Origin of the sequence: Cellulomonas wangsupingiae (assembly GCF_024508275.1) — a bacterium.
Classification (GTDB): Bacteria; Actinomycetota; Actinomycetes; order Actinomycetales; family Cellulomonadaceae; genus Cellulomonas; species Cellulomonas wangsupingiae.
In genome coordinates this window covers 3,436,160-3,462,193 of sequence record NZ_CP101989.1, presented here as the reverse complement: position 1 = coordinate 3,462,193, position 26,034 = coordinate 3,436,160, and the positions used below count along the sequence as shown (strand labels likewise).

The 26,034-nt window shown below is 74.8% G+C and carries 20 protein-coding genes and 1 pseudogene; 12 read left to right on the top strand and 9 right to left on the bottom strand.

Going from position 1 to position 26,034, the window contains the following annotated elements:
* Positions 1-131: 131 nt before the first annotated feature.
* Both NP075_RS15980 and arfA read right to left on the bottom strand, forming a co-directional pair.
* The gene (locus NP075_RS15980) at positions 132-1,097 is read right to left on the bottom strand and encodes a glycoside hydrolase family 43 protein (RefSeq protein WP_227566010.1); all 966 of its coding nucleotides are present in this window, start codon (positions 1,095-1,097) and stop codon (positions 132-134) included.
* Between the two features lie 275 nt (positions 1,098-1,372).
* Positions 1,373-2,911, bottom strand: a complete 1,539-nt coding sequence (gene arfA, locus NP075_RS15975; protein WP_227566012.1) for an arabinosylfuranosidase ArfA — start codon at positions 2,909-2,911, stop codon at positions 1,373-1,375.
* 173 nt (positions 2,912-3,084) lie between these two features.
* Here arfA and NP075_RS15970 point away from each other — a divergent pair, with 173 nt between their 5' ends.
* The 3 genes and pseudogenes from NP075_RS15970 (at position 3,085) to NP075_RS15960 (ending at position 5,898) form a co-directional block, all read left to right on the top strand.
* Entirely contained in the window at positions 3,085-4,593 is a 1,509-nt protein-coding gene (locus NP075_RS15970) for a Gfo/Idh/MocA family protein (protein WP_227566014.1), read from the top strand.
* Positions 4,594-4,797: 204 nt separating this feature from the next.
* Positions 4,798-5,158 (top strand): annotated as a pseudogene (locus tag NP075_RS19170) (DUF6807 family protein).
* Positions 5,155-5,898, top strand: a complete 744-nt coding sequence (locus NP075_RS15960) for a cupin domain-containing protein (protein ID WP_227566018.1) — start codon at positions 5,155-5,157, stop codon at positions 5,896-5,898. The pseudogene NP075_RS19170 and the gene NP075_RS15960 overlap by 4 nt, the downstream one beginning before the upstream one ends.
* 369 nt (positions 5,899-6,267) lie before the next feature.
* Here the strand turns inward: NP075_RS15960 and NP075_RS15955 are convergent, their stop codons facing one another.
* The gene (locus tag NP075_RS15955) at positions 6,268-7,434 is read right to left on the bottom strand and encodes a PrsW family intramembrane metalloprotease (RefSeq protein ID WP_227566020.1); all 1,167 of its coding nucleotides are present in this window, start codon (positions 7,432-7,434) and stop codon (positions 6,268-6,270) included.
* 104 nt (positions 7,435-7,538) lie between these two features.
* Between NP075_RS15955 and NP075_RS15950 the strand changes: the two genes are divergently transcribed.
* Both NP075_RS15950 and NP075_RS15945 read left to right on the top strand, forming a co-directional pair.
* Positions 7,539-8,156, top strand: a complete 618-nt coding sequence (locus NP075_RS15950) for a sugar O-acetyltransferase (protein WP_227566022.1) — start codon at positions 7,539-7,541, stop codon at positions 8,154-8,156.
* Entirely contained in the window at positions 8,153-9,124 is a 972-nt protein-coding gene (locus NP075_RS15945) for an alpha/beta hydrolase (RefSeq protein ID WP_227566024.1), read from the top strand. Before NP075_RS15950 ends, NP075_RS15945 begins: the two co-directional genes overlap by 4 nt.
* Before the next feature lie 24 nt (positions 9,125-9,148).
* On the opposite strand, the gene NP075_RS15940 is transcribed toward NP075_RS15945, so the two are convergent.
* Together NP075_RS15940 and NP075_RS15935 are read right to left on the bottom strand one after the other, a co-directional pair.
* On the bottom strand, positions 9,149-10,882 hold the full coding sequence (locus NP075_RS15940; protein ID WP_227566026.1) for a bifunctional 3'-5' exonuclease/DNA polymerase: 1,734 nt from the start codon (positions 10,880-10,882) through the stop codon (positions 9,149-9,151).
* A gap of 33 nt (positions 10,883-10,915) precedes the next feature.
* Positions 10,916-11,311 (bottom strand): VOC family protein, encoded by a 396-nt coding sequence (locus NP075_RS15935; protein WP_227566027.1) that lies wholly within the window; start codon positions 11,309-11,311, stop codon positions 10,916-10,918.
* A gap of 523 nt (positions 11,312-11,834) precedes the next feature.
* Between NP075_RS15935 and NP075_RS15930 the strand changes: the two genes are divergently transcribed.
* The 3 genes from NP075_RS15930 to NP075_RS15920 all read left to right on the top strand — a co-directional run bounded on the left by NP075_RS15930 (position 11,835) and on the right by NP075_RS15920 (position 14,993).
* Positions 11,835-14,132: an exo-beta-d-1,3/1,6-glucosidase gene (locus NP075_RS15930; RefSeq protein ID WP_227566028.1), complete on the top strand. Its 2,298-nt coding sequence runs from the start codon at positions 11,835-11,837 to the stop codon at positions 14,130-14,132.
* A 65-nt stretch (positions 14,133-14,197) separates the two neighbouring features.
* Positions 14,198-14,653 carry a hypothetical protein gene (locus NP075_RS15925; protein WP_227566030.1) on the top strand — a complete coding sequence of 152 codons (456 nt, stop codon included), beginning with the start codon at positions 14,198-14,200 and terminating at the stop codon, positions 14,651-14,653.
* Positions 14,643-14,993: a transcriptional regulator gene (locus NP075_RS15920; RefSeq protein WP_227566032.1), complete on the top strand. Its 351-nt coding sequence runs from the start codon at positions 14,643-14,645 to the stop codon at positions 14,991-14,993. The genes NP075_RS15925 and NP075_RS15920 overlap by 11 nt, the downstream gene beginning before the upstream one ends.
* A 12-nt stretch (positions 14,994-15,005) precedes the next feature.
* Here the strand turns inward: NP075_RS15920 and NP075_RS15915 are convergent, their stop codons facing one another.
* Positions 15,006-16,046, bottom strand: coding sequence for a LacI family DNA-binding transcriptional regulator (locus tag NP075_RS15915; RefSeq protein WP_227566034.1), 1,041 nt, complete (start codon positions 16,044-16,046; stop codon positions 15,006-15,008).
* Positions 16,047-16,609: 563 nt separating this feature from the next.
* On the opposite strand from NP075_RS15915, the gene NP075_RS15910 reads away from it, so the two are divergent.
* Positions 16,610-19,066 (top strand): non-reducing end alpha-L-arabinofuranosidase family hydrolase, encoded by a 2,457-nt coding sequence (locus NP075_RS15910; RefSeq protein WP_227566036.1) that lies wholly within the window; start codon positions 16,610-16,612, stop codon positions 19,064-19,066.
* A 103-nt stretch (positions 19,067-19,169) separates the two neighbouring features.
* Here NP075_RS15910 and NP075_RS15905 read toward each other — a convergent pair whose 3' ends face one another.
* Positions 19,170-19,946, bottom strand: a complete 777-nt coding sequence (locus NP075_RS15905; protein ID WP_227566038.1) for an ATP-binding cassette domain-containing protein — start codon at positions 19,944-19,946, stop codon at positions 19,170-19,172.
* 223 nt (positions 19,947-20,169) lie between these two features.
* Between NP075_RS15905 and NP075_RS15900 the strand changes: the two genes are divergently transcribed.
* Complete coding sequence (locus NP075_RS15900) at positions 20,170-22,125, top strand: beta-galactosidase (protein ID WP_227566040.1); 1,956 nt, start codon at positions 20,170-20,172, stop codon at positions 22,123-22,125.
* Positions 22,126-22,134: 9 nt separating this feature from the next.
* Here the strand turns inward: NP075_RS15900 and NP075_RS15895 are convergent, their stop codons facing one another.
* Together NP075_RS15895 and NP075_RS15890 are read right to left on the bottom strand one after the other, a co-directional pair.
* Complete coding sequence (locus tag NP075_RS15895) at positions 22,135-23,655, bottom strand: multicopper oxidase family protein (RefSeq protein ID WP_227566044.1); 1,521 nt, start codon at positions 23,653-23,655, stop codon at positions 22,135-22,137.
* Entirely contained in the window at positions 23,652-24,065 is a 414-nt protein-coding gene (locus NP075_RS15890; RefSeq protein ID WP_227566045.1) for a hypothetical protein, read from the bottom strand. The genes NP075_RS15895 and NP075_RS15890 overlap by 4 nt, the downstream gene beginning before the upstream one ends.
* Positions 24,066-24,219: 154 nt before the next feature.
* Between NP075_RS15890 and NP075_RS15885 the strand changes: the two genes are divergently transcribed.
* Together NP075_RS15885 and NP075_RS15880 are read left to right on the top strand one after the other, a co-directional pair.
* Complete coding sequence (locus NP075_RS15885; RefSeq protein ID WP_227566047.1) at positions 24,220-25,368, top strand: sensor histidine kinase; 1,149 nt, start codon at positions 24,220-24,222, stop codon at positions 25,366-25,368.
* Positions 25,365-26,027 carry a response regulator gene (locus tag NP075_RS15880; RefSeq protein ID WP_227566049.1) on the top strand — a complete coding sequence of 221 codons (663 nt, stop codon included), beginning with the start codon at positions 25,365-25,367 and terminating at the stop codon, positions 26,025-26,027. Before NP075_RS15885 ends, NP075_RS15880 begins: the two co-directional genes overlap by 4 nt.
* The last annotated feature ends 7 nt before the right edge of the window (positions 26,028-26,034 follow it).

Below are 26,034 nucleotides of genomic sequence, written 5' to 3'. Positions count from 1 at the left end.
GGCGCGAGCACGGCACCCGTCCGCCGAGCGCGGTACTCGTGCGCCGAGCGCGGTACTCGTTCCCCCCGCGCTCGGCGACTGTGTGCCGCGCTCGGCGGGGTCATCCGGGCGGGGTGGTCCGGGCGGTGGCGTCAGGCCGGGTACGCGGCGGTGAGGCGGGCGTGGCGCTCGCGGGTCAGGGGGACGACGACGCCGTGCTTCGTGTCCGGCGGCAGCGAGAACTGCGAGGACGGCACCGGCTGCCAGGCGCCGGACGCCAGGTCGTCCGTGCGCAGCGCGACGTAGCCCTGCGGCCGCTGCGCGTACTGGTCGACCCACAGGTACCAGGTGCCGTCGCGGTGGTCCCGGAACACCAGCGGCGCCTCGACGTGCGGGAACAGGCCGTCGGCGAGCCGTGACGCGAGCACCTCGAAGTCGTCGGCCTCGAGGGCCGAACCTGCCTCGTGAAACAGCTTGAGCGACTCCGGAGCGTCGACGTCCTGCTTGGAGAAGCGGTGCACACGCCCGTCCGGTGACTGCGACGCGGGCACGACCGTGGTGTCGATGACGCCGGTGCCGCGGTCGATGAGCACCCGGGCCGGGGTCACCGTGCGGAAGTCGCGGGTGCGCGCGACGAGGACCCGCGGGTACGACGCGGTCGCGTGCGCGGGGTCGTCGGCGGGGTACAGGCTGGACGAGAACGTCACGGCGAACTCGCCGGTCGCCGGGTCGTACGTCGCCTCGGGCGCCCAGGCCATGCCGGCCCAGGGCGGGGCCACCTCGAGCAGCCACGGCGCGGACCACTGCACGAGGTCCGTCGAGCGCCAGACCACCAGCGACCGGCTGCCGCGCCGGGTCCACGCGTCCCAGCCGGCGTCGTCGCCGCCGTAGATGCGCAGGTCGGTCGCCAGGAGGAACCACTCACCGTCGCCCGCGACGAGGTGCGGGTCGCGCACGCCGGTCGTCCCGAGGTCCGAGCGCAGGACGGGACGCCCGCGGTTGGCCCGGACCCAGCGGCACGGGTCGTCGCCGACGGACAGCGAGAAGTAGATCTGCTCGCCGTACCCGTCGGGTGCCTCGACGTGGTGCACCAGCAGGTAGCCGTAGGGCTCGTCCATGCGTCCTCCGATCGGGCACTGCTGGATTGCTCTCTCGCGACCCGGTGGCCGGGTCGCTCGCGACCGGGGGACCGGGTCCCCCTCGCACGACAGGTGATGAACCACCCCCTTCACCGTGAGAGAGCAATCCAGTTGGCTCTTCCCTGGTGCGGACCGGTTCGCTCTCCCACGGGAGAGGGTGGTCCGGCCTGCGGTGACTGGATTGCCCTCTCACGGGAGAGGGGTGGTCCGGCCTGCGGTGACTGGATTGCCCTCTCGCGGGAGGGGTGGTGGGGTCAGGTGAGGGTGGCGGTGCCGGAGAGGGCCGTCCACGACTCGGGGGCGAGGCGGACCGTCGTCGTGCCCGGGGCGCTCGCCGTGACGGGGGCGGCGTCGAGCGTCGCGACGTGCTCGGCCTCGATCTGCGCCGCGTGCTCGGGGCCGTGGACCGCGGGCTCGTGGTCCGCCGTGACCTCGACGCCACCGCCGAGCGTCAGCGCCACGCCGGGGTGGCGCAGCTCGACCTCGACCGGCTCGGCCGTGCGGTTGACGAGGAACACCCCGAGCTCGCCGGACTCGCGCTCGCCGGCCCACGTGACGGCCGCGGTGACGGCGGGCACGTCGCCGTGCCGCGTGGTCGTGATCGTCGGGGTCTGCACGCGCACGTCCAGGACGTCGCCCTGCGCGAGGCGCGCGGTGGCCGCGAACGGGTGGAAGGTCGGCTGCTTCCACGCCGGGCCGCCGGGCTCGGTCATGATCGGGGCGATGACGTTGACGAGCTGCGCGAGGCACGCGACGGGTACGCGGTCGGCGTGGTTGAGCAGCGTGACCATGAGGTCGCCCAGGACGACGGCGTCGAGCCCCGAGTAGACGTCCTCGATGATGCGCGCGGGCTGGTGCTGCAGCGGCAGGTTCGTCTCGCCCGGGAACCGCGACTCGAGGTACCAGACGTTCCACTCGTCGAACGAGATGGTGATCTGCTTGTCCGAGCGCTTGCGGGCGCCGACGGCGTCGGCCGAGGCCACGACGCGGCGGATGAAGCGGTCCATGCCGGTCGCGGAGCCGAGGAACGACGCGCGGTCGCCGTCGAGCTCCTCGTAGTACGCGTGCATCGAGATGTGGTCGACCAGGTCGTACGTGTACGACAGGACCGTCTGCTCCCACTCTCCGAAGGTCTCCATCTGCATGGAGGACGACCCGCAGACGACGAGCTCGATCGACGGGTCGACGAGCTTCATGGCCTTGCCGGCCTCGGCGGCGAGCTTGCCGTACTCGTGGGCGTCCTTGTGGCCGATCTGCCAGGGCCCGTCCATCTCGTTGCCGAGGCACCACAGCCGGACGCCGTAGGGCTCCTCGCGGCCGTTGGCGATGCGCAGGTCGGCCCAGCGGGAGCCGGCCACGCCGTTGCAGTACTCGACGAGCGCGGCCGCGGCGGCGACGCCGCGCGTGCCGAGGTTGACGGCCATCATCGGCTCGATGCCCTCGCGCTCGGCCCACTGCAGGAACTCGTCGGTGCCGACCAGGTTGGGCTCGACGGTCCGCCACGCGAGGTCGATGAACGGCTTGCGCTCCTCGACGGGCCCGACGCCGTCCTCCCACACGTAGTTGGAGACGAAGTTGCCGCCCGGGTAGCGCACCATCGTCACGCCGAGCTCGCGCGTGAGGTCCGCGACGTCGCGCCGGAAGCCGTGCTCGTCGGCGGTGGCGTGCTCCGGCTCGTAGATGCCGGTGTAGACCGCCCGGCCGAGGTGCTCGACGAACGACCCGAAGAGCCGCCGGTCGATGGTGCCGGTGCGGAAGTCGGGGTGCAGCAGGACGGTGGCGTTGGGGTGCATCGGTGCTCCGAATCGGGCTTCACAACGTTGTAACGGCGTCCAGCATACGTGCTGACCTGCGACGCCCCGTCATCCTGGGTTACTGTGGCGCACGCCACGGAACGCGCTTTCCGATGGGTCGGAGGACCGCTCGGGAGGGTGCGTGGACCGCCCCGCGACGTCGAAGGACCCTCGTGACCGAGCCGACCGCCCCCCGCACGCTCGACCAGAACCCCACCGCACCGAGGCCCGCGTCGGCCCGCGCGACGCAGGGCGACCCGTCGGTCGTCCCCGTCTTCGCGCCCCCGCCACCCGGCCGGCGACGACGCCGGTACGCCGTGGTCGGCACCGGGCACCGGGCCGGCATGTACGTCGGTGCCGTCACCGGCGACCACGCCGACGTCGCCGAGCTCGTCGCGTGGTGCGACACGAACCCGGCCCGCATGGCGTACTACGACGCCGAGGCCGGGACTGCGCTCGGCCTCGCCGGGCCGGCCGGGCTGCCGCGCTACGGCCCCGACGACCTCGAGCGCCTGGTCGTCGACGAGCGCGTCGACGTCGTCGTCGTCACCACCCCCGACGCGACGCACGCGTCGCTCGTCGCGCGCGCCCTGGACGCCGGCGCCGACGTCGTCGTCGAGAAGCCCCTGACCACGACCGTCGAGGGGTGCCGCACGGTGGTGCGGGCGGTCGCGCGCACCGGCCGCGACGTCGTCATGACGTTCAACTACCGCTACGCGCCGCGCAACTCCGCCCTGCGCGAGGTCGTCGCGTCGGGCGAGATCGGCCGCGTGACGTCCGTGCACTTCGAGTGGGCGCTCGACACGGTCCACGGCGCCGACTACTTCCGCCGCTGGCACCGCGACAAGGCGACCTCCGGCGGCCTGCTCGTCCACAAGGCCAGCCACCACTTCGACCTCGTCAACTGGTGGCTGGACGACGTGCCGGCGCGCGTCTACGCCTCGGGCGGGCTGCGGTTCTACGGGGACACCAACGCCGCCGAGCGCGGCCTGGGCCCCCGCCCCGAGCGCGGCACCGGGACCGTCGGGGACCCCTGGGCGCTCGACCTGACGCACGACCCCCGCCTCAAGGCGCTGTACCTCGACGCCGAGGAGCACGACGGGTACCGCCGCGACCAGGACGTGTTCACGTCCGGCATCACGATCGAGGACAACATGGCGGTGCTCGTCGACTACGCCGGCGGTGCGACGCTCACCTACTCGCTCAACGCGCACAGCCCCTGGGAGGGGTACCGCGTGACCGTGAACGGCACCGCGGGGCGTGCCGAGCTCGAGGTCGTCGAGCGCGGCGCCGTCGTCCTCGACGGCGACGGCCGGGCGGTGCTCGACCCGTCGGCGACACCCGACGGCGTGCGGGCCGAGACGGCGCGCCCGTCCGGTGAGCGGCTGCGGGTGCAGCGCCACTGGGAGCCCGCGCGGGAGTGGCCCATCCCGTCCGGCGTCGGCGGCCACGGGGGCGGCGACGCGATCCTGCTCATGGACGTCTTCCGTCGTCACCTGCGCGAGGGGCCGGACCCGCTCGGGCGCGCCGCGGGCTACCGCGAAGGGCTTCGGGCCGTCGCCGTCGGCATCGCGGCCAACCAGTCGATGGCCACCGGCCTGCCCGTGCGCGTCGAGGACCTGGGGCTGGGTGACCTCACGCCGCCGGACCTCCCGACGGCGGCGGCCGCCGGGACGGGGTGACCCGGTGAGCGCGCCCCACTGACCCGAGCTCGCGCGGCTCGCGCCGCGGCCCGCGCTGCGGGCACTGCACGACGTCGGCCGGGCCGTCGACGTCGTCCTCGGCGACGTCACGCTCGCGGTACGTGCACGTCCCCGACGACGTGCAGCTGCGAGCACGTCGACCTCGCGCACACGCTCGCCTGGCACACGCAGGCCGGCGAGCACGTGGTCGACGAGGTGCGCGAGCTGTCCGTCGTCGTGCCGCCGGACCGCGCGTGGGTGCTGCTGTTCACCACCACCATGACCAACGTGTCGGGCCGGGAGCTGCCCATCGGCTCGCCCACGACGCGCGGCGACGGTCGTCATGGTCGACGGCACCGGCAACCCGTTGCACCCACCGCAGTGGTTCGCCCGCCGCGACATGTTCGCCTGCCTGTGCCCGGCGCGGTTCTTCAGCGAGGAGGTCGACTTCGACCCCGGTGCGTCCGTGACGTTCCGATATGCCGTGGTCGTCGCCGACGGAACGGGTGATCCCGGCCACGCCGCCGCCCTCGCCGAGCTCGGGGGAGGCATGCTCGGCGCATGACCACTCTGCCCGGGGGCGTGTCCGTCAGCAGGTTGCGCGTGTACGACTGGCCGGCCCCCGACGGTGTCGGGCGCGCCGGCAGCGGCACCCCGCACGTGCACATCGCGTCGAGCGAGGCGTACGTCGTGCTGTCGGGGTCCGGTGCGCTGCACACGCTGAGCCCCGACGGGTTCGCGGAGCACCCGCTGCGGGCCGGCGTCGTCGTGACGATCCAGCCCGGCGTGATCCACCGGGCCGTCAACGACGGTGACCTGGAGATGCTGGTCGTCATGTCGAACGCAGGGCTGCCCGAGGCCGGGGACGCCGTCATGACGTTCCCGCCCGCCGCGCTCGTCGACATCGCCACGTACCGCGACGCCGCGAGCCTGCCGTCGGGTGCCGGCGCGCACGCCGAGGTCACCGACGAGCACGTCGCGCACGCGGCCCGCGCCCGGCGGGACCTGGCGCTCGAGGGCTACGCGCAGCTGCGGGCGGCCGCCGAGCGGCAGGGCCCCCGGGCGGCCCTGCAGCCCTTCTTCGACGCCGCCGTCCGCCTGGTGCGGCCGTCCGTGCCGCGCTGGCAGGACCTGTGGGGGCGCACCGCGTTCGCGGAGACCGACGCGACGGCCGGCGTGCTGGAGGGCCTGATGCGCGGCGCGGCCCCGCACCTGCAGGTGGGCCGGGCCGAACGCCTGGAGTCGGCCCCGGCGCCGCGCCGCTACGGGATGTGCGGACGTCTGGAGACGTGGCACCTCGGCTGACCCGCGAGCAGGGGTCGCTCGGGTGGCCGCCGGGGTGACCGGTGGCCAGTGGTCCCCCCGGGGGTGACCACTGGTCAGTCGGGGGTCGTGGGGTCGGTGTGTCGGCCGCCCACCTGACCAGTGGTCGCCGGCGTGGCCCTCAGGTCGACCAGTGGTCAGTTGGGGGTCGGTGCCTCGGCGTGTCGGTCGCCGAAGTGACCACTGGTCGCTCGGGTGGCTGCCCAAGTGACCAGTGGTCGCTGGGGTGGCTGCCTGAGTGACCAGTGGTCAGTTGGGGGTGGGGGTGTCGGCGTGTCGGTCGCCGAAGTGACCAGTGGTCAGTCGGCCGTCACCCCAGCTGACCAGTGGTCGCCCAGCCCGCCGTTCCCGTCAGCCGGCGGCGGCCGTCAGGACCTGGTGGCGGTCGGTCGTCATGGCCGTGAGCAGCTCGCGCTCCGACTCGGCGTGCCGGCGCAGGTCCGCGCGCCCGGTCGCGGCCTGCTGGCGCTGGAACGCCAGCGTCGTCGCGTCGCGCTGGAACCGGCGCATCGCGTCACCCGCGGGCCGGCCGCCGGCGCGCGTCGCCCAGCCCACGGCGGTCCGGCGGCGCTGCAGGGACGCGAGCATGTCCACCTCGTGCGGCGCGAGCCACCCGACCTGGGCGTACTCGGAGAGCCGGTGCCGGATCACGGCCGACTCCTGGCGGCGCAGCCAGAACGCCAGGCCGACGACGCCCCCGAACAGCGGCACCTGCACCACCGCGAACACGGCCAGGTACGCGGCTCCCGCCACGAGGCTCGTCGCGTTCCACAGGCCGTGCCCGACGATCGCGCCGAGCAGCCCCAGCGGCAGGAGCCACCACGCGGCGTAGCGGTTGCGCGAGCGCGCCGCCAGCCCCAGGGCCGCGCCCGTGCACGCCGTGAACAGCAGGTGCGCGAACGGGGTCGCCAGCCCGCGCAGCACGAACGTCTCGGCGAGCATCTCGCCCGCACGGCCGAAGTAGAGGATGTTCTCGGTGAACGCGAAGCCGGCGGCGACGACGCCCGCGTACACGAGCCCGTCGACGACGCCGTCGAAGTAGCGGCGGCGCGCGAGGAAGAGGACCAGGACGCCCGCGCCCTTGGCGACCTCCTCGACGATCGGTGCGGACACGACGGTGGCGGCGGCGACGCCGGCGTCGATGTCGCCCGTCAGCTGCGCGACGGTGTACAGCGTGAGGTCGTTGACGACCAGCGACACGAGCACGGAGATCCCGGCGCCCCAGAGCAGCCCGAACGCCAGCGCGCCGCGCGGCTCGGGCTCCCAGCGGTCGAGCCAGCGGATGCCGAGCAGCACGACGGTGAGCGGGACGACGGCGAGCAGCGTGCCGACGACACCCGCCCCGACGCCCACCTGCAGGAGGACCAGCGCGACCGCGCCGAGCGCCGCGACCGCGATGAGGACGACGGCCAGCAGTGCGAGCACGTCCCGCGCGCCGGTCCCGCGGCGCGGCGGTACCCACTGGGCGGGGAGGGCGCCGGGCGGGGAGTCCGGACGGACGGTGGAAGGGCTGGTCACGCGCACACCCTAGGGCGCGCCGGGACGCCTGTCCCGACGGTGGCGCGGTGCCCACCCGTAGGGTGGCCCGGGCCCGGTGACGGGTGTTCACGGAAGGGTGGGGCATGGACGAGCGCGAGGTGCGCCGCAGGATGCGGGCGCAGGAGCTGTACGACGACGAGGGCCCGGGCCTGGAGGCGCTGGTCGCCGAGCGGCAGCGTGCCAAGGAGCTGACGTGGCGGTTCAACATGATGAACCCCACGGATGTCGCTGCACGTCAGGCGATCCTGCGTGAGCTGTTCGGTCCGATGGGCGAGCGCGTGTGGATCGAGGCGCCGCTGCAGGTGTCGTACGGGTACAACGTGAGCTTCGGCGACGACGTGTTCGTCAACGTCGGCTTCACGCTCGTCGACGACATCGAGGTCAGCATCGGCTCGCGCGTCATGATCGCGCCCAACGTGACGATCTCGGTGACCGGCCACCCGGTGCACCCCGAGCTGCGTGCCGGCATGGCGCAGTTCTCGGCGCCGGTGACGATCGAGGACGACGTGTGGCTGGGCGCCCACGTCGTCGTGCTGCCGGGCGTGACGATCGGCGCGGGGTCGATCGTCGGCGCCGGCAGCGTGGTGACGAAGGACGTGCCGCCGGGCGTCGTCGTGGGCGGGGTGCCCGCGCGCGTGCTGCGGGCGATCACCGACGAGGACCGCCGGTTCGCGTACCGGGCACCGGGGACGATGGCGTGACGTCGGCGCCGTCCGTCACGGCGGGGCTCGTCGCCCGTGCCGTGGTCGGGCTGGCGCTGCTGGCGGCGCCCGCGTGGGTGGTCGCCGCGGCCGGCGACGCGGTCGGGCACCAGCACCGGTCGCTCGCGGCGCTGCTGGTGGTCAGCGCGCTCGCGGGCGTGCTGACGCTCGTGCGCGTGGTCGTCCTGGCCCGGCGCGGCCCCGCGCCGGACGCGGGTCGACGCGTGCTGCGGCGCGCCGGTGCCGTCGCCGGCTACGCGCTGCTCGTCGTGCTCGCCGGTGCGGCCGCGTGGCTGCGGCCGTTCCCGGCGACGCCCGACGCCCTGGCGGCGCTGGTCCCGGACGCGGCCGTCGACGTGGTCGAGGAGGACGGCTGGTACGCCCTGGTGCCCCGCGACGCGGGCCCCGTCGGCCTGGTCTACACACCCGGTGCACGGGTCGACGTGCGCGCGTCGGCGGCCGTGCTGCGGCCGTTGGCGGAGGCGGGGTACCCGGTGGTCGTGCTGCGACCACCCCTCGGCATCGCGCTGACGGCACCCGACGCGCCGGCCGCGGCGATGGACGCGTTCGCCGAGGTCGACCGGTGGGTGGTCGGCGGGCACTCGCTCGGCGGGGTGGCCGCCGCGCGGTACGCCGCCGACCACGGGGACGACGTCGCCGGGCTGCTGCTGCACGCGTCGTACCCGATGGCCGACATGAGCGACGCGGACCTCCAGGTCACGTCCGTCTGGGCGTCGGACGACGGGCTGACGACCCCCGCCGACATCGCCGCGTCGCGCGCGCTGCTGCCGGCCGGCACGACGTTCGTCGAGGTCGACGGCGGCGTGCACGCGTTCTTCGCCGACTACGGCGCGCAGCCCGGTGACGGGCAGCCGACCGTCGGGCGGGCGCAGGCGCAGGCCGTCATCGGGAGCGCCGACCTCGACCTCATGGCGCGCGTCGCCGGGACGGACGGCGCGGCGGGCTGACCGGCCCGGCCGGGTCCGCACCGCTCACGCGTCCGCGTACGACTCCACGACCGACAGGTCCAGCGCGAACTCCACGGGCGCGGACCCGAACAGCAGGCGCCCGGCCTCGTCGGCGGCGTCCCGCACGGCCTGCGCGACCTCGTCGGCGTCGGAGGCGGGGGAGTGCACCACGACCTCGTCGTGCAGGAAGAAGACGAGGTGCGCGCGGCCGTCGCCGATGTCGCGCAACCGGCGGCGCAGGGACGCGAGCCAGCACAGCGCCCACTCGGCGGCGGTGCCCTGGACGACGAAGTTCCGGGTGAACCGGCCGCGGTCGCGCGCGCGACGGCGGGCGTCGCGCACGTCGTCGGGGTCGGAGCCCTCCGCGCCGGCCGCGCCCAGGCGGTCGAGGAACGCGGCGCTCGCCGGGGGTGATGTGCGGCCCAGCCACGTCGAGACGGGCTCACCGCGCTCCCCGGCCCGGGCGGCGGCCTCGACGAGCGCGACGGCCTGCGGGTACGCGCGCGTCAGGCGCGGCATGAGCATGCCCGCGGTGCCGGTGGTCGCCCCGTAGATCGCGCCGAGCAGCGCGTACTTCGCGTCCTTGCGGGTCGGGACCGTGCCCGCGTCGGCGATGCGCTGGTAGAGGTCGGCGCCGCGGGCCGCCTCGGCCATCGCGCGGTCGCCCGACATCGCGGCGAGCACGCGCGGCTCGAGCTGCGCGGCGTCCGCCACGACGAGCCGCCAGCCCGGGTCGGCGCGCGCGGCGCCCCGCAGGGACGCGGGCAGCTGCAGCGCGCCCCCGCCGTCGGTGGCCCAGCGCCCCGTGACGACGCCGCCGACGACGTACGTCGGCCGGAACCGTCCGTCGCGCACCCAGGCGTCGAGCCACGCCCAGCCGTTGGCGCTCAGCAGCCGCGACAGGCGCTTGTACTCCAGCAGCGGCTCGACCACGGGGTGGTCGAGCTCGCGGACCTCCCACTTGCTCGTCGACCCCAGCGAGAAGCCCTGCCGCCGCAGCGCGGCGAGCAGGTGCGGCTGGGAGTCGGGGTTGAGGCGGGGGTCGTTGAGCAGGTCGCGGACCTGTGCGGCCAGGTCCTCGAGCCGGCGGGGGCGGCCGCCGCCGAGGGGTCGCGGGCCGACGAGGTCGGTGAGGAGCTCGTCGTGCCGGACGGGGTCCCACGGCAGGCCGTCGTGCTGCATCTCGGCCGCGAGCAGCGCACCGCCCGACTCGGCGGCGAGCAGCAGGCGCAGCCGCCCGGGACGGGCCGACCCGGCGACCGCGTCGAGCTGGTCGCGCAGCTCGGCGAGGAGGTCGCCGGCGGGTGCGGTGGTCCCGCCGAGAGGGTCGTCGGGCGTCCCGCCGGCGGGCGGCGGGTCCTCGTCCTCGTCCGTCAGCTCGCGCAGGGCGTCCAGGAGGTCCGGCTCGCGGGCCGCCGGCGCGTGCGGGGCCGGTGCGTCGAACGGGCCGGGAGGTGCCGCCTGCAGCCGGGAGCCGGCGGCGTCGGCCGCGAGGCGCAGGATCGCGTGGCACAGCCGCAGGTCGTGGCAGCGGTCGACGCGGACGCCCGCCGCGAGCAGGGCGGGGTACCAGCGCCGCGTGTCGTCCCACACCCACCGGGGGTGCGCCTGCGCCTCGACGCGACCGACGACGTCCGCCAGGGCGTCGTCGGGCACGACCACGTCGGGCCCTGCCTCCGGGGTGCCGTCGGGCCCCAGCGACGTCAGCGTGGCCGTGCGCGCGTGCGCGTCACGGGTGAGCAGGACGTACGCGGGCACGCCTCATCCTCGCGCGCCGCACCCACACCCGCGTCACTCGTCGCGGCTGGACAGCACGCAGAACTCGTTGCCCTCAGGGTCGGCCAGGACCGTCCACGACACGTCCGGGCCCTGGCCCACGTCGACGTGCGTCGCCCCGAGGGCGAGCAGGCGCGCGATCTCGGCGTCGCGGTCGTCGGACGTGTGGGGGGCCAGGTCCATGTGGAGGCGGTTCTTGGTCGTCTTGTCGTGCCCGACCTCGACGAAGCACAGGTCCGGCGGGCGCCGGTGGAACGGCAGCCCTGTGAGCTCGTCCGCCCACGGCGGCCCGACGTCGGTCTCGTCGTCGTCCTCGTAGACGACCTCCCAGTGCAGGGCGTCGGCCCACCAGCGGCCCAGCGCGCGGGGGTCGCGCGCCTCGATGACGTTCGAGTACCAGCGCAGCGGCATGTCGGCTCCTTCGTCGGCTCGGGGCGAGGCTACGCCGGCGTGCCGGTCGGAGGCCCGGGTTTTTCGCCTCGTCCGGCGGGCGTGCGCCGGCGGGCTCGCCCGCGCGGCGAGAGGTTGAACCGATTCATGGGTCGACGGGACACCAGGCGGGCGAGCACGAGCACGGCCACCGGCGGTCCCCGCCGACGACGCGGCGGCACCGTGACCGACCGGAGGGGACGACCCGTGCACGAGGACGCCGCGACGTGGTGGGCCGACGGCGTCGACGCCGACGCGCCGCGCTCGTCGCACACCGCCCAGCTCGGGGCGGTCCTCGACGCGCTCGACGCCGGCACGCCGCTCCCGGTGCCGCTGCGCGAGGCCCGCGACACCATGGACCCCGACCACCGGTCGTCGCGCGGCAGCCTCGCGGTGCCCGTCACCGCGGGGTGCGCCACCTGCGCAGCCGTTACCGCGCGCGGCCCGTCCTGCGTTAGCGTCGTCCGGCCGGTCGCTCGATCCGAACAGCCCAGAGGACCCCTTCGTGGACACGCTCCCCTACCAGGACCCGTCGCTGCCGATCGCCGAGCGCGTCGCGGACCTGCTGAGCCGCATGACCCTGCCGGAGAAGGTGGGCCAGATGCTGCAGCTCGACGCGCAGCCCGGCGTCGAGGACCTCGTGCTGGACCAGCACGTGGGGTCGATCCTGCACGCGTCGCCGCAGCGTGTCCTCGAGGCCCTGGACGCGGTCGAGCGCACCCGGCTGCGCATCCCGCTGCTCGTGGCCGACGACGCGATCCACGGCTACTCGTTCTGGCGCGGCGCGACGATCTTCCCCACGCAGCTCGGCGTCGCGGCGTCGTGGGACCCGGCAGCGGCCGAGGCCATGGCGCGCGTGACCGCCGTCGAGGTGTCCGCCACCGGCCTGCACTGGACCTTCTCGCCGGTCGTCTGCATCACGCGCGACCTGCGCTGGGGGCGGGTCACCGAGACGTTCGGGGAGGACCCGTTCCTCATCGGCGAGCTGGCCGCCGCGATGGTCCGCGGCTACCAGGGCGACGGGCTGGACGACCCCACCGCGATCCTCGCGTGCGCCAAGCACTTCGCCGGGTACTCCGAGACGCAGGGCGGGCGCGACGCGTCCGAGGCCGACATCTCGCGCCGCAAGCTGCGCTCGTGGTTCCTGCCGCCGTTCGAGCGGGTCGCGCGCGAGGGCGCGCGGACGTTCATGATCGGCTACCAGTCGACCGACGGGGTCCCGATCGTCGTCAACAAGTGGCTCCTGCAGGACGTGCTGCGCGGCGAGTGGGGCTGGACCGGGACGCTCATCACGGACTGGGACAACGTCGGGCGCATGGTCTGGGAGCAGAAGATCGCGCCCGACCACGAGCACGCCGCCGCCAACGCGGTGGCCGCCGGCAACGACATGGTCATGACGACGCCCGGGTTCTTCGAGGGCGCGCAGAAGGCCGTCGCCAACGGCCTGCTCGACGAGGCGCAGCTCGACGCGGCCGTCGCGCGCATCCTCACGGTGAAGTTCGAGCTCGGGCTCTTCGAGGACCCGCGCCGCCCCGACCCGGTGCGGCAGGCGGAGGTCATCGGCTCCGACGACCACCAGGACATCAACCTGCAGGTCACGCGGCGCTCGCTCGTGCTGCTGCAGAACTCGGGCGTCCTGCCGCTGGGCGGCGGGCTCGAGAGCGGTCTCGACGGGCACGCCACCGCCCCCGACGGGTCCGCACCCCCGCCCCTGCGGATCGCGCTGGTCGGCCCCAACGCGGACGACGTCGACGCCCAGCTCGGCGACTGGGCCGGCCGCTCGGGCCAGGTCGACTGGATGCGCGAGGAGGGCCACCCGCGCGAGATGACCGAGACGGTCCTCGACGGCCTGCGCGGCCTGCTGCCCGAGACGTGGGAGCTGACGTACGCGAAGGGCGCCGAGATCGGCACGCTCGGCCCGGACCCCGAGGGCGAGCTCTACCCCGACGGCCAGCCGCGCATGCCGATCATGCACCCGGCCGCTCCCGACGCGGCGATGATCGCGGAGGCCGTCGCCGCGGCGCAGGCCTCCGACCACGTCGTCGCGGTCGTGGGCGACACCATCGGCCTCATGGGGGAGACGCGCTCCACGGCGACGCTCGAGCTCGTCGGCGGGCAGGTCGCGCTGCTCGACGCGCTCGCCGCGACGGGCGTCCCCATGACCGTCGTGCTCATCGCGTCCAAGCCGCTCGTGCTGCCGGACTCGGCACTGGCCGCGGACGCGATCGTGTGGGCCGCGAACCCGGGCATGCGCGGCGGGCGCGCGATCGCCGAGCTGCTGCTCGGCACGATCGACCCCGCCGGCCGCCTGCCGCTGACGTTCGCACGCCACGTGGGCCAGCAGCCCGTCTACTACAACGGCCTGCGCGGACAGCATGGCTCGCGGTACGCGGACCTCACGCAGGACCCCGCGTTCGCGTTCGGCGAAGGCCTGACGTACTCGACCGTGGAGTACTCCGGTCTCACGGTCTCGACGCCGCTCCTGGGTCGCGACGACGTCGTGCGCGCGCAGGTCACGGTCACCAACACGGGGTCGCGCCCGTCGCACGAGGTCGTGCAGGTCTACGTCAGCGACCTCGTCACGTCGCTGACGTGGGCGGACAAGGAGCTCAAGGCGTACCGGCACGTCGACGTCGAGCCGGGGGAGTCGGTGGTCGTCGACGTCGAGGTGCCCGTGGCCGACTGCACGATCGTCGACGCCGAGGGGCGCCGGGTCGTCGAGCCCGGCGAGTTCGAGCTGCTGGTCGGGCGCTCGTCGCGCGACCGCGACCTGCTGCGCGCGGGGTTCACGGTCACGGGCTGAGGTCCGCCCGCCGCCGGGCCTCGAAGAGGCTTGCCGGATAGGAAAGTGACATGTAACTTGTCGCTATGGAAAACCACTCGACGACGACGGACCCCGCCCGGGCGGGTCAGCTCCTCGCCGGCCTGGACGCGGACCGGGCGGCGCTCGTGGACCGCGTCACGACTCCGACCTGGTACGTCGTCGCCCTGGCGGCGCTGACCGCGGCGTTCGTCGCCGGGCCGCTTCTCGGCGACCGCCAGACCGCCCTGTTCGGCATGATCGCGCCGGCCGCTCTCGTGCTCGCACTGGAGCTCCGCCAGCGCCGGCTCGTGCGACCCGCGGGCCCCGGCGCGGCCGGGTGGGGCGTCGTCGCGGTGCTGCTGGGCGGCGTGCTGCTGCTGCTGAGCGTGTCGTTCGGGCTCGTCGCGAGCGGTCTCGACGCGTGGGTCGTGCTGCCGGCGCTCGCCGCCGGCGCACTGACGTACCTCGCGGTCGGTCGCGTCGACGCCCACGTCCGGCGGCGGACCGCCCGTGTCGCCTGACCCTGCCGGCGCGCCCGATCGCACGACGGCGGCGGACGCCGGCTCGTTCGACGAGATCGTCCACGCGCCGGTCCGGCTGCGCGTGTGCGGCATGCTGGCGGCGGCGGACGAGGTCGAGTTCTCGGTGGTCCGCGACGCCGTGGGCGTCTCCGATGCGACGCTCTCGAAGCACCTGCGGGTGCTGACGGAGGCGGGCTACGCCGAGGCGCGCAAGGCCGCCTCGCGCAGCCGCGACGACGCCCGCCGGCTGACGTGGCTGCGGCTCACCCTCGCAGGGCGGCGGGCGTTCTCGCGGCACGTCGCGGCCCTGCGGGCGATCGCCGAGGGCGTCGTCGGCTGACCTCGTCCGGTGTCACGGCCCGGCGACCGTGCTGCCGCGCACGACCAGCTCGGGCTCGAACAGGACGCGCTGCGGCTCGGCGTCCGGGGACGCCTCCTGCAGGAGCAGGTCGGCCGCCGTCCAGCCGATCGTGTGCATGGGCTGGCGCACCGACGTCAGCGGCACGGTGAGCATCGCGGCGACCGGGATGTCGTCGTAGCCGACGACGGCCATGGCACCGGGCACCGGCACGTCCGCGCGCCGCAGGGCCCGCAGCGCCCCGACCGCCGTCAGGTCGTTGGCGCAGAACGTCGCGGTCGGCCGGGCGGCGGCCGGCAGCGCGAGGAGCTCGGTCATGGCGGCGTCGCCGGCCTCGGCGCTGAGGGACGGCGCGGCCACGTCGACGAGGGCGTCCGCCGGGTCGAGGCCGGCGGCCAGGAGGGCCTCGACCGCACCGGCCCGTCGGCGGGCGCACGCGGCGACGGTGTCGGGCCCGCTGACGAAGCCGATGCGGCGGTGCCCCAGCTCCAGCAGGTGCTCGGCGGCCATGCGCCCGCCGCGCACGTCGTCCACGCCGACGCTCGACACGTCGGGGTGGCCGGCCGCCGCGTCGAGCAGGACGACCTGGATGCCGCGGTCGCGCACGGCGAGGATGCGGTCGAGCGAGCCGTGCGTCGGGGTGACGAGGATGCCCTGCACGCCGTGCTCCTCGTGCAGGCGCAGGTAGCGGGCCTCGCGCTCCGGGTCCTCGTCGGAGGAGGACAGCAGGAGGGTGTAGTCCTCCGACGCCAGGCGGTCCTCGATGCCGCGCGCGACCTCGGTGAAGAACGGGTTGCCGATGTCGAGGAGGATGGCTCCCACCGTCCGGATCGTGCCGGCCCGCAGCTGACGCGCCGACGCGTTGCGGACGAAGCCCAGGGCCTCGATCGCCTCCTGCACCCGCTCGCGCGTCGCGGGGGCGACCTGGTCCGGGCGGTTGAGGACGTTGGAGACGGTGCCGACCGACACCCCGGCGCGCCGTGCGACGTCGGTGATGGACGGCCGCCGTGGCCGTCCGTTCGCCTTCGTCGTCACGACGACCCCCGCCCTTCGTGCGCCCCCGCCGTGGCCGGTCCGCCGCCGATGCTAGCCCGCGGTCGGCGTCCCGGCGCCCCGAATCGGGGGTCGCCCGGGGCGGGCCGGGGGACGCGCCTCGGGGGCGGGCCGGCGGGGGACGAGTCGGGGCGTTCGTGGGCGTACCACCCGCAGCCCGCTGGCCTGCGGGGACGCCGTCCGGCGGGCTCGACGACCGACTCGCGGGGCGGGTCGGTCGACGGACCCGTTGTCACCCGGGCGGTGGTGCATCCGGCGCGGCGCGTCCAGGGCCGGTGAGCGTTGTCCGTCGAAACGTTTAGCGGCAGATGTGGCCCTCGGCACACCGGCGTCGTCATGCCATTGTGAACGTACACACGGCCGATCCGGGCATTCCGGGTCGACCGACCGCGTGGGGGGCCGACGGTGTCCTCCCGGGTGCTCGGGGCCGGGGTGGCACCCTCGCGAGCCCGATGTGGGGCGCCCGCGGGCGGGCCCTGTGGAGCTGGCCAGTCAGACCCACTCACCCACCGGTCAGCGGCGGGTGACGGCAGAGAGGGTGACGCATGCAGAACACCACGCGACGAGGCCGCAGGGTCCTCGTCGCCGCGACCTCGGTCGCCGCCATCACGATCACGGGCGTGCTCACCACGCTGCCGGCGCACGCCGCGGCGAGCACGCTCGGCGCAGCCGCGGCGCAGAGCGGCCGCTACTACGGCGTGGCGATCGCGGCCGGCCGCATGAACGACTCCACGTACATGGGGATCGTCGACCGCGAGTTCAACTCGATCGTGGCCGAGAACGAGATGAAGATGGACGCCACGGAGCCGAACCGCAACCAGTTCAACTTCACCAACGGCGACCGGATCGTCAGCTACGCGCTGGGCAAGGGCAAGCAGGTCCGCGGCCACACCCTGGCCTGGCACCAGCAGCAGCCCGGCTGGATGCAGAGCCTGTCCGGCCAGACGCTGCGTGACGCGCTGATCAACCACGTCACGCAGGTCGCGTCGCACTACCGCGGCAAGATCCACAGCTGGGACGTCGTCAACGAGGCGTTCGCGGACGACGGGCGCGGCTCGCGGCGTGACTCGAACCTGCAGCGCACGGGCAACGACTGGATCGAGGCGGCGTTCCGTGCCGCCCGTGCCGCGGACCCGGGCGCCAAGCTCTGCTACAACGACTACAACACCGACGGCGTCAACGCGAAGTCCACCGGTGTGTACAACATGGTCCGGGACTTCAAGTCCCGCGGCGTGCCGATCGACTGCGTCGGGTTCCAGTCGCACCTCGGCACAGGAGTGCCGAGCGACTACCAGGCCAACCTGCAGCGGTTCGCCGACCTGGGCGTCGACGTGCAGATCACCGAGCTCGACATCGAGCAGGGGTCCAACCAGGCCAACGCCTACCGGCAGGTCACCCAGGCGTGCCTGGCCGTGTCCCGCTGCACCGGCATCACCGTGTGGGGCGTGCGCGACCCGGACTCCTGGCGCACCGGGGCGAACCCGCTGCTGTTCGACTCCTCGGGCAACAAGAAGGCCGCCTACACCTCGGTGCTCAACGCGCTGAACGCGGCCGCCCCGACCACGCCGCCGCCGACCACGCCGCCGCCGACCACGCCGCCGCCGTCGACGCCGCCGCCGTCGACGCCGCCGCCCAGCTCCCCGCCGCCGTCCAGCCCGCCGCCGGACTCCGGCACGGGCACGTGCTCGGTGGTCTACACGGTCACGACGCAGTGGCCCGGTGGCTTCACGGCCGACGTGCGGATCACCAACCGCGGCCCCGCGCTGAACGGCTGGACGCTCGGCTTCGCCTTCCCCGGCAGCCAGTCCGTGCAGCAGGCGTGGAGCGGTGTGGCCAGCCAGAGCGGCAACCAGGTCACCATCAGGAACGCCGACTACAACGCGTCGCTGCCCAGCGGCGGGACCGTGCAGCTCGGCTTCAACGGCGTCTTCTCCGGCAGCAGCAACCCGGTGCCGACGGCGTTCACGCTCAACGGTGCCGGCTGCAACGGTGCGGCGACCCCGACCCCGTCGCCGACGAGCCCGCCGCCGGTCAGCCCGTCGCCGACGACCCCGCCGCCGGTCAGCCCGTCGCCGACGACCCCGCCCCCGACGACCTGCAACCTGCCGTCCTCCTACCGCTGGTCGTCCACGGGTGCCCTCGCGCAGCCGCGGTCCGGCTGGGTTTCGCTGAAGGACTTCACGGTCGCGCCGGTCAACGGCCAGCAGCTCGTGTACGCCACGACGCACGACACGGGCACGCGCTGGGGCTCCATGAACTTCGGGCTCTTCTCGAGCTACTCGCAGATGGGCTCGGTGAGCCAGAACGCGATGCCGTTCAGCGCGGTCGCGCCGTCACTGTTCTACTTCGCGCCGAAGAACGTCTGGGTGCTGGCGTACCAGTGGGGCGGCCCGGCGTTCTCGTACCGGACGTCGACCAACCCGACGGACGTGAACAGCTGGGGTCCGCACCAGGACCTGTTCACCGGCTCGATCAGCAACTCGGGCACCGGTCCGATCGACCAGGCGCTCATCGGTGACGACCGGAACATGTACCTGTTCTTCGCCGGGGACAACGGCCGCATCTACCGGGCCAGCATGCCGATCGGGAACTTCCCGGGCAGCTTCGGGTCGAGCTACGAGACGATCATGACCGACTCGACGAACAACCTGTTCGAGGCGGTCCAGGTCTACAAGCTCGCCGGGCAGCAGCGGTACCTCATGATCGTCGAGGCCATCGGGTCGCAGGGCCGCTACTTCCGGTCCTTCACGGCCACCAGCCTCGGCGGCACGTGGACGCCGCAGGCCGCGTCCGAGAGCAACCCGTTCGCCGGCAAGGCCAACAGCGGCGCGACGTGGACGAACGACATCAGCCACGGTGAGCTGCTGCGCACCAGCGCGGACCAGACCATGACGGTCGACCCGTGCAACCTGCAGCTGCTCTACCAGGGCCGCTCCCCGAGCTCGGGTGGCGACTACGGGCTGCTGCCGTACCGGCCGGGGCTGCTCACGCTGCAGCGCTGACCTCGGGCCCGGGCTCGGAGCCGGGGAGGGCAGGGCGGCAAGGGCCGCCCTGCCCTCCCCGTGAGGGGGTCCCGCGCCGACCGGTCGCCCGCCGCGGCGGCGGTCAGGCGGGCGGGCGCCCGCCCGTCAGCTCGGGCAGCGAGGCCGCGATGGCCTGCGTGTCGGGGTGCTGCGGGTCGCGCAGGACGTCGCGCAGCGGCCCGGACTCGACGATCGTGCCCTCGGCGAGCACGAGCACGTGGTCGGTGAGGCGGTCGAGCAGCCGGACGTCGTGCGACGCGACGAGCAGCCCGATGCCGTCGGCGCGGACCAGGGCGCGGACGTCGTCCGCGATCTCCTCGCGCATCGACTGGTCGACGGCGGTCAGCGGCTCGTCGAGCAGCAGCAGGTCGGGGCGGGTCGCCAGCGCGCGGGCGATGGCCACCCGCTGGCGCTCGCCGCCGGACAGCGTCCCGACGCGGCGGGTCACGAACCGGATCGGCATCCCGACGACGGCCAGTGCGGCCTCGACGTCGTTGTTCGTCGTCCGGCCGGCCTTCCGGGCCTCCTTGAACGCGTCAAGGATCGTCTCCTCGACGGTGCGCTGGACGTCGACGCCCGCGATGCCGTTCTGGTGCACGGTCCGCAGGCGGGCCTTGACGTCCTTGCGCCGGCGACGCGGCGTCTTGCCGACGGGCACCCCGTCGAGCGTCACGTGCCCCTGCCCGGGGCGCATGCCGCCGCCGAGGATCTCCACCAGGGTCGACTTGCCGACGCCGGACCGGCCGAGGATCCCGACCGCGTCCCCCGGGCGCAGGGTCAGGTCGATGCCCGCGAGCACGGGCGGTCCGCCGTACCCGGCCCAGACGTCGGTGGCCTGGAGGACTGCGGTGCTGCTCATGCGTGGTGCTCGTCTCGTCTCGTGGCGGGGGCGCCGGTCGGCGCCGTTGCTGGTCCCAACGTACGGGTCCCGCCGTGGGATCCCGGGATCGTCGCGCGGCGGGGGTAGCGTTCACGGACCATCTTCCCGCCGAGACACCGCACAGCGGCACCGCGGGGCGGGGGCGACGACGCCGGTACGGCCCCACGCCCGTCGCCGGCGTCGCCCCCCCAGGAGGTCCCCCGTGCCCACCGACGCGCGCATCCGCTACGGCGCCGACTACAACCCCGAGCAGTGGTCGCAGGACGTCTGGGACGAGGACGTGCGGCTCATGCGCGACGCCCACGTCACGACCGCGACCGTCGGCGTCTTCTCCTGGTCGCGCCTGGAGCCGCGCCCCGGGGAGTACGACTTCGCGTGGCTCGACGACGTCCTGGACCGCCTGCACGCGGGCGGCGTCCGCGTGGTGCTCGCGACCGCCACCGCGTCCCCGCCCGCGTGGTTCGCCCGCCGGTACCCGGACTCCCTGCCCGTCACGGAGGACGGCGTGCGCCTGGCGTTCGGGTCCCGGCAGCAGTACTCGCCGTCGTCGCCCGACTACCGGCGGCACGCCCTCGCGCTCGTCGAGCAGGTCGCGGCGCGCTACGCCGACCACCCGGCGCTGGAGATGTGGCACGTCAACAACGAGTACGGCTGCGAGGTCTCGCGGTCGTACGACGCCCACAGCGAGCGCGCCTTCCGCGCGTGGCTGGAGCAGCGCTACGGCACCGTCGAGGAGCTCAACCGGGCCTGGGGGACGGACTTCTGGTCCCAGCGCTACGGGTCGTTCGACGAGGTCGGCGTCCCGTCCGTGACGCCGTCCTTCCGCAACCCGACGCAGGAGCTGGACTTCCGGCGCTTCAGCTCGGACGCCATGCTCGCGCTGCACCGGGCCGAGTCGCAGGTGATCCGCCGGTACAGCCCCGACGTGCCGATCACGACCAACTTCATGGGCTTCTTCCCGGGGGCGGACTACTGGGCGTGGGCGCCGCACGTCGACGTCGTCAGCGACGACGCGTACCCCGACCCGGCGGACCCGGAGGCGTACGTGCGGCTCGCCGCGGTGCGCGACCTCATGCGCGGCCTCGGGCAGGGCCGGCCGTGGCTCCTCATGGAGCAGGCGACCAGCGCCGTGAACTGGCGGCCGCGCAACGCGCCCCGGCCGCGTGGCCAGCACCGCGCGCACTCGCTGCAGGCGGTGGCCCGCGGGGCCGACGGCGTCCTGCACTTCCAGTGGCGCCAGTCAGCGGCGGGAGCCGAGCGGTTCCACTCCGCGATGCTGCCGCACGCGGGCGCGGACACCCGGCTGTTCCGGGACGTCGCCGCGCTGGGCGAGGAGCTCGCCGGGCTGTCGGACCTGGTGGGGACGGCGGTCCCGGCGCGGGTCGCGCTCGTCCTGGACTGGGACTCGTGGTGGGCGCTCGAGCAGCCCGCGACGCCGACCCGCGTCGAGTACGTCGAGCGGTTCCTCGACTGGTACGCGCCGTTCCTGCGGCGCGGCGTGACCGTGGACGTGGTGCAGGCCGGCGCCGACGTCACCGGTTACGACCTGGTCGTCGTGCCCGTGCAGCACGTCGCGCGCCGCGAGCACCTCGACGCGCTCGACGCGTACGTGCGCGGCGGCGGGCACCTCGTCGTGACGTACGCGTCGGCGGTGGTCGACCAGGACCTGCGCGTCCACCTCGGCGGTTACCTGGGTCCGCTGCGCGCGACGCTCGGGGTGCGCGTCGAGGAGCTCGCGCCCACGGCCGGTCCGGACGGCACGCCCGGCGGGCCGCTGCGTCTCGTCGGCGACGTCGCCGGTGCCGCCTCGCTGTGGCAGGACGTCCTCGTCGTGGACGAGGCGCAGGTCGTCGCGACGTTCGCCGACGGGTACGCGGCGGGCGGTGCGGCGGTGACCCGCCGGGAGCACGGCGACGGCGTCGCCTGGTACGTGGCGACCCAGCCCGCGGCCGACGTCCTCGACGCGCTCGTCGACCGCCTGCTGACGGAGTGCGGCGTGCCCGCGCTGCTCGCCGCACCGGTGCCCGGGGTCGAGGCCGTGCGGCGCGGCGACCGGCTGGCCGTCGTCAACCACACGGCCGCGCCCGTGGTGCTGCAGGTCGCGGGTCTCACCGTGGACCTGGGGCCGCACGACGCCCGGCTGCTGCCGGGGGTGTGACCCGCGCGGTCACCCGTGGTGGTGGGTCGTCCCCTCGTCCCGCGGGGCGGGGGGCGTCCCGGCCGCGCCGTCCGGCTTCGCCGCACCGCCGGGCTCCACGACGACGAACTGGCCCATGAGCCCCTCGTCCTCGTGCAGCAGCAGGTGGCAGTGGAACATGTACGGCACGTCGGGGTCCGCGTGGTCCTCGAAGCGCATGACGAGCCGGTACGTGCGGCGCGGCTCGAGGTAGATGGTGTCCTTCGCGCCCGCGAGGGCCGGCGGCGGCGGCGCACCGTCGATGTCGGCGACCCGGAACTGCACGTCGTGCACGTGGAAGTTGTGCGGGAACGCATCGAGGTTGCGGACCTCCCACACCTCGGTGGCGCCGACCTGCACGGTCTCGTCGACGCGGCCCATGTCCATGCGCAGGCCGTTGATCTCACGGTTCTGCAGGTCGAACGAGCGCGTGACCGTGGCGTCGTCGGCCGACAGGGGGGCCAGCGTCGTCAGCGCCGGCGCCACCTGTGGTGACGGTGCCAGCTCGGCCGCGGCCCGCAGCTCCAGGACGTCGAACTCGTCCTGCGCGCCCATCGCGAACCCCGCGGCGATCCGGCCCAGCTCCGGGCGGAACGAGCGCAGCCGCACCGTCTCGCCCGGCGTCATGGTCACGACGACCTCGGCGCGCTCGCCGGGCGAGAGCTGCACGCGCGTCGTCGGCACCGGCGCCGGCAGCAGGCCGCCGTCGGTCGCGACCTGCAGGACCTCGCGGTCGTCGGCGAGGCCGAACGCGTAGGTGCGCGCCGTCGACCCGTTGAGCAGCCGCAGCCGGACCCGCTGCGTCGTCACCGGCAGGTGCGCGCCGCGCACGCCGTTGGCGGTGACCAGCGACCCGAGCACGCCGAGCTCGCCGCCCTCCAGGTCGAGGGTGCCGTCGCGCTCGAGGTTGCGGTCCTGCACGACGACGGGCACGTCGTCCACGCCGTACGTGTGCGGCAGCCCGACGTCGCGGGCCTGCGGGTCGTCCAGCAGGAAGAAGCCGGCCAGGCCGCGGTAGACGTGCTCCTCGGTGCGGCCGTGCGGGTGCGGGTGGTACCAGAGCGTCGCCGCCGGCTGGTCGACCTGCCAGGTCGGGCGCCAGGTGGCACCCGGCGCGACCTCCTGGTGCGGGCCGCCGTCCATCGCGGCCGGCAGGTGCATGCCGTGCCAGTGCACGCTCGTCGGCTCCGGGAGCTCGTTGCGGACGGTCACGGCCACCTGCTCGCCGCGGTTCGCCCGCAGCGTCGGCCCGAGCAGGTCGCCGTCGAAGCCCCAGGTCGGGGTGTCGACGCCCTCGACGAACTGCGTCGTGCCCTCCTGCGCCGTGAGCTCGAACGTGCGCGTGCCGTCGGCGTCGACCTGCGACGGGGCCAACGGGGGCACGGGCAGGGCGGCGTCGAACGTCACGGGCACGTCGACGGCCGAGACCGACACGCCGTTGCACGCGACGACCCCGCCCCCCACGACGGCGGCGACCACCGCACCCGCGACGGCCACCCGCCAGCGCCTCACCGCGAGCTCCGCAGCTGCCGGACGCCGCTGCCGAGCAGGCCGGCGCCCGCACCCAGCAGCGCGCCCCAGGTCAGCTCCCAGACGGCGCCGAGCAGGACGACGCCGGCCGTGCGGCCGCCGCCGAACCCGCCGCCGAACCCGACCGACAGGGCGACGAGGACGCCGCCGTACAGCAGGCCCGCGAGGGTGCCCGTCAGCACGGGACGCGGCGCGTCGCGCAGGCCGAGGACCGCGACCCAGGTGAGCGCGGTGACGGGGACGACGACAGCGGCGAGCGCGAGGTCGTCGAGACCCGCGGCCCCCAGCAGGGGCCACAGCAGGACGGTCGCGGCCAGGAGGAGGACGACGGGCCACCGCACCGAGCCGCGCGGGGTGGTGGTCGACGGGCTGGTCAGAGGTGTGTTCGTCATGCCCTCGACGCTAGGAACGGCGCTCGCGGCGGACATCCGGCACGTGTCGTCGACCACGGGCGTCCCTGGACGACACCCCGTGTCGTCGACAGGCGACACGGACCGTCCACATCTCGGGGACGAGTCAGGGGGCCGGCGTCCCTACGCTCGGGGTGTGGACACCTCATCTGCGGCGGCGCGGCGCGTCGACCTGGGGCTGGCGCTCGGCACGGTCGTGGTCGTGGCCCTGACGGTCGGTGCCGGCGTGGACGCCGAGCGCGCCCCGTCACCGGTCGCCTACGTCTTCGCGCTGGGCTTCGGTGCGGTGCTGCTGGTGCGTCGGCGGTGGCCCGTCGCGGTCCTCGTGGTGACCGTCCTGGGGATCTTCGTCTACTACGCACTCGGGTTCCCCGCGATCGGGCAGGCGCTGCCGGCGGCGGCCGCGCTGTACTCGGCGGCCGAGCTGGGCCGCACGCGCACGGCCTTGGTGCTCGGCGGCCTGCTGGTGGGCGTCGCCGCGTACTTCCGCATCGGGGAGGGCCTGCCCCCGACGTACCTCCTGGGCTACGAGCTGCTGACCAACGTCGCGCTCGTCGCCGCCGCGGTGGCCCTCGGCGTGAGCGTGCGGGTGCGGCGGGCGTCGCGCGCGGACCAGGAGCGGGCGCGCGTCGCGGCGCTGGCCGAGCAGGCGGCCGAGGCGGGCCGTCGCCTGCAGGCCCAGCGGGTGCGCATCGCGCGGGACCTGCACGACAGCATCGGGCACACCCTGGCCGTCGTCGCCGTGCACGCCGGTGTCGCCGCCGAGGCCGTGGGACGCGACGACGAGGTCGCGGCCGCCGCGATCGCGCACGTGCGCGACGCCACCGGGTCGACGCTGCGCGAGCTGCGCAGCACGGTCCGGCTGCTGCGCGCCGCGGGCGACGACGACGCCGGCGGCACCGCCGGGATGGGCGGCGTGCCCGCGCTCGCGGAGTCCGCGCGGGCCGTCGGCCTCGACGTGGACCTGCGCATCGACGTGGCCGACGCCGCGGTGGACCCCGCGATCGGCGCCGGTGCCTACCGGATCGTGCAGGAGGCCCTGACGAACGTGCTGCGGCACGCGGACGCGCGGCGCGTCGAGGTGGTCGCCGCCGTCGCCGACGGCTGGCTGGACCTGCGCGTCCGCGACGACGGGCGGGGTCCCGACGGTGCCGGCGGCGGGGGACAAGGGCTGCGCGGCATGGCGGAGCGCGCCGGCCTGCTCGGCGGCACGCTGACCTCCGGCCGCGGGGACGCCGGCGGCTTCGTGGTGCACGCGCGGCTGCCTGCGAGGCTGTCCTCGTGATCACCGTCGTGCTGGTCGACGACCAGGAGCTGCTGCGCGCGGGCCTGCGCACGCTCGTCGAGCGCGACGGCGACATCCGCGTGGTGGCCGATGCGGCGAGCGGACGCCAGGGCGTCGCGCGCGTCCGCGAGCTGCACCCCGACGTGGTCCTCATGGACGTGCGCATGCCGGACCTCGACGGCATCTCCGCGACCCGGCAGATCGTCTCGGACCCCGCCCTCGCGGGCACCGCGGTCCTCGTGCTGACGACGTTCGACGAGGACGAGCACGTGTTCGCGGCGATCCGCGCGGGCGCCGCCGGCTTCCTGCTCAAGGACGTCGCGCCCGACGAGCTGCGGCAGGCCGTCCGCACCGTCGCCGCCGGCGAGGCGCTGCTCGACCCGGGTGTGACGCGCCGCGTCATGCTGGCCGCCGCGGCGGCGCCCCCCGTGGCGGACGGCGCGGCCCTCGCCGGGCTCACCGAGCGCGAGCGCGACGTGCTGCGCGAGATCGGGCGCGGGCTGTCGAACCAGGAGATCGCGCAGACGCTGTACCTGAGCCCGGCGACCGCGCGCACCTACGTCAGCCGGCTGCTGAGCAAGCTGCACGCGCGCGACCGGTCGCAGCTCGTCGTGCTGGCGTACGAGACCGGGCTGGTGCGCCCCGGGCCGTCGGACTGAGCGCGCG

What these genes read in the sequence shown, in the direction of transcription:
- NP075_RS15960 (WP_227566018.1), top strand. Translation starts at nt 5,155, where the DNA reads ATGACCACTCTGCCCGGGGGCGTGTCCGTCAGCAGGTTGCGCGTGTAC.
- NP075_RS15910 (WP_227566036.1), top strand. Translation starts at nt 16,610, where the DNA reads ATGCAGAACACCACGCGACGAGGCCGCAGGGTCCTCGTCGCCGCGACC.
- NP075_RS15905 (WP_227566038.1), bottom strand. Translation starts at nt 19,946, where the DNA reads ATGAGCAGCACCGCAGTCCTCCAGGCCACCGACGTCTGGGCCGGGTAC.
- NP075_RS15980 (WP_227566010.1), bottom strand. Translation starts at nt 1,097, where the DNA reads ATGGACGAGCCCTACGGCTACCTGCTGGTGCACCACGTCGAGGCACCC.
- NP075_RS15890 (WP_227566045.1), bottom strand. Translation starts at nt 24,065, where the DNA reads ATGACGAACACACCTCTGACCAGCCCGTCGACCACCACCCCGCGCGGC.
- NP075_RS15925 (WP_227566030.1), top strand. Translation starts at nt 14,198, where the DNA reads ATGGAAAACCACTCGACGACGACGGACCCCGCCCGGGCGGGTCAGCTC.
- arfA (WP_227566012.1), bottom strand. Translation starts at nt 2,911, where the DNA reads ATGCACCCCAACGCCACCGTCCTGCTGCACCCCGACTTCCGCACCGGC.
- NP075_RS15950 (WP_227566022.1), top strand. Translation starts at nt 7,539, where the DNA reads ATGGACGAGCGCGAGGTGCGCCGCAGGATGCGGGCGCAGGAGCTGTAC.
- NP075_RS15935 (WP_227566027.1), bottom strand. Translation starts at nt 11,311, where the DNA reads ATGCCGCTGCGCTGGTACTCGAACGTCATCGAGGCGCGCGACCCCCGC.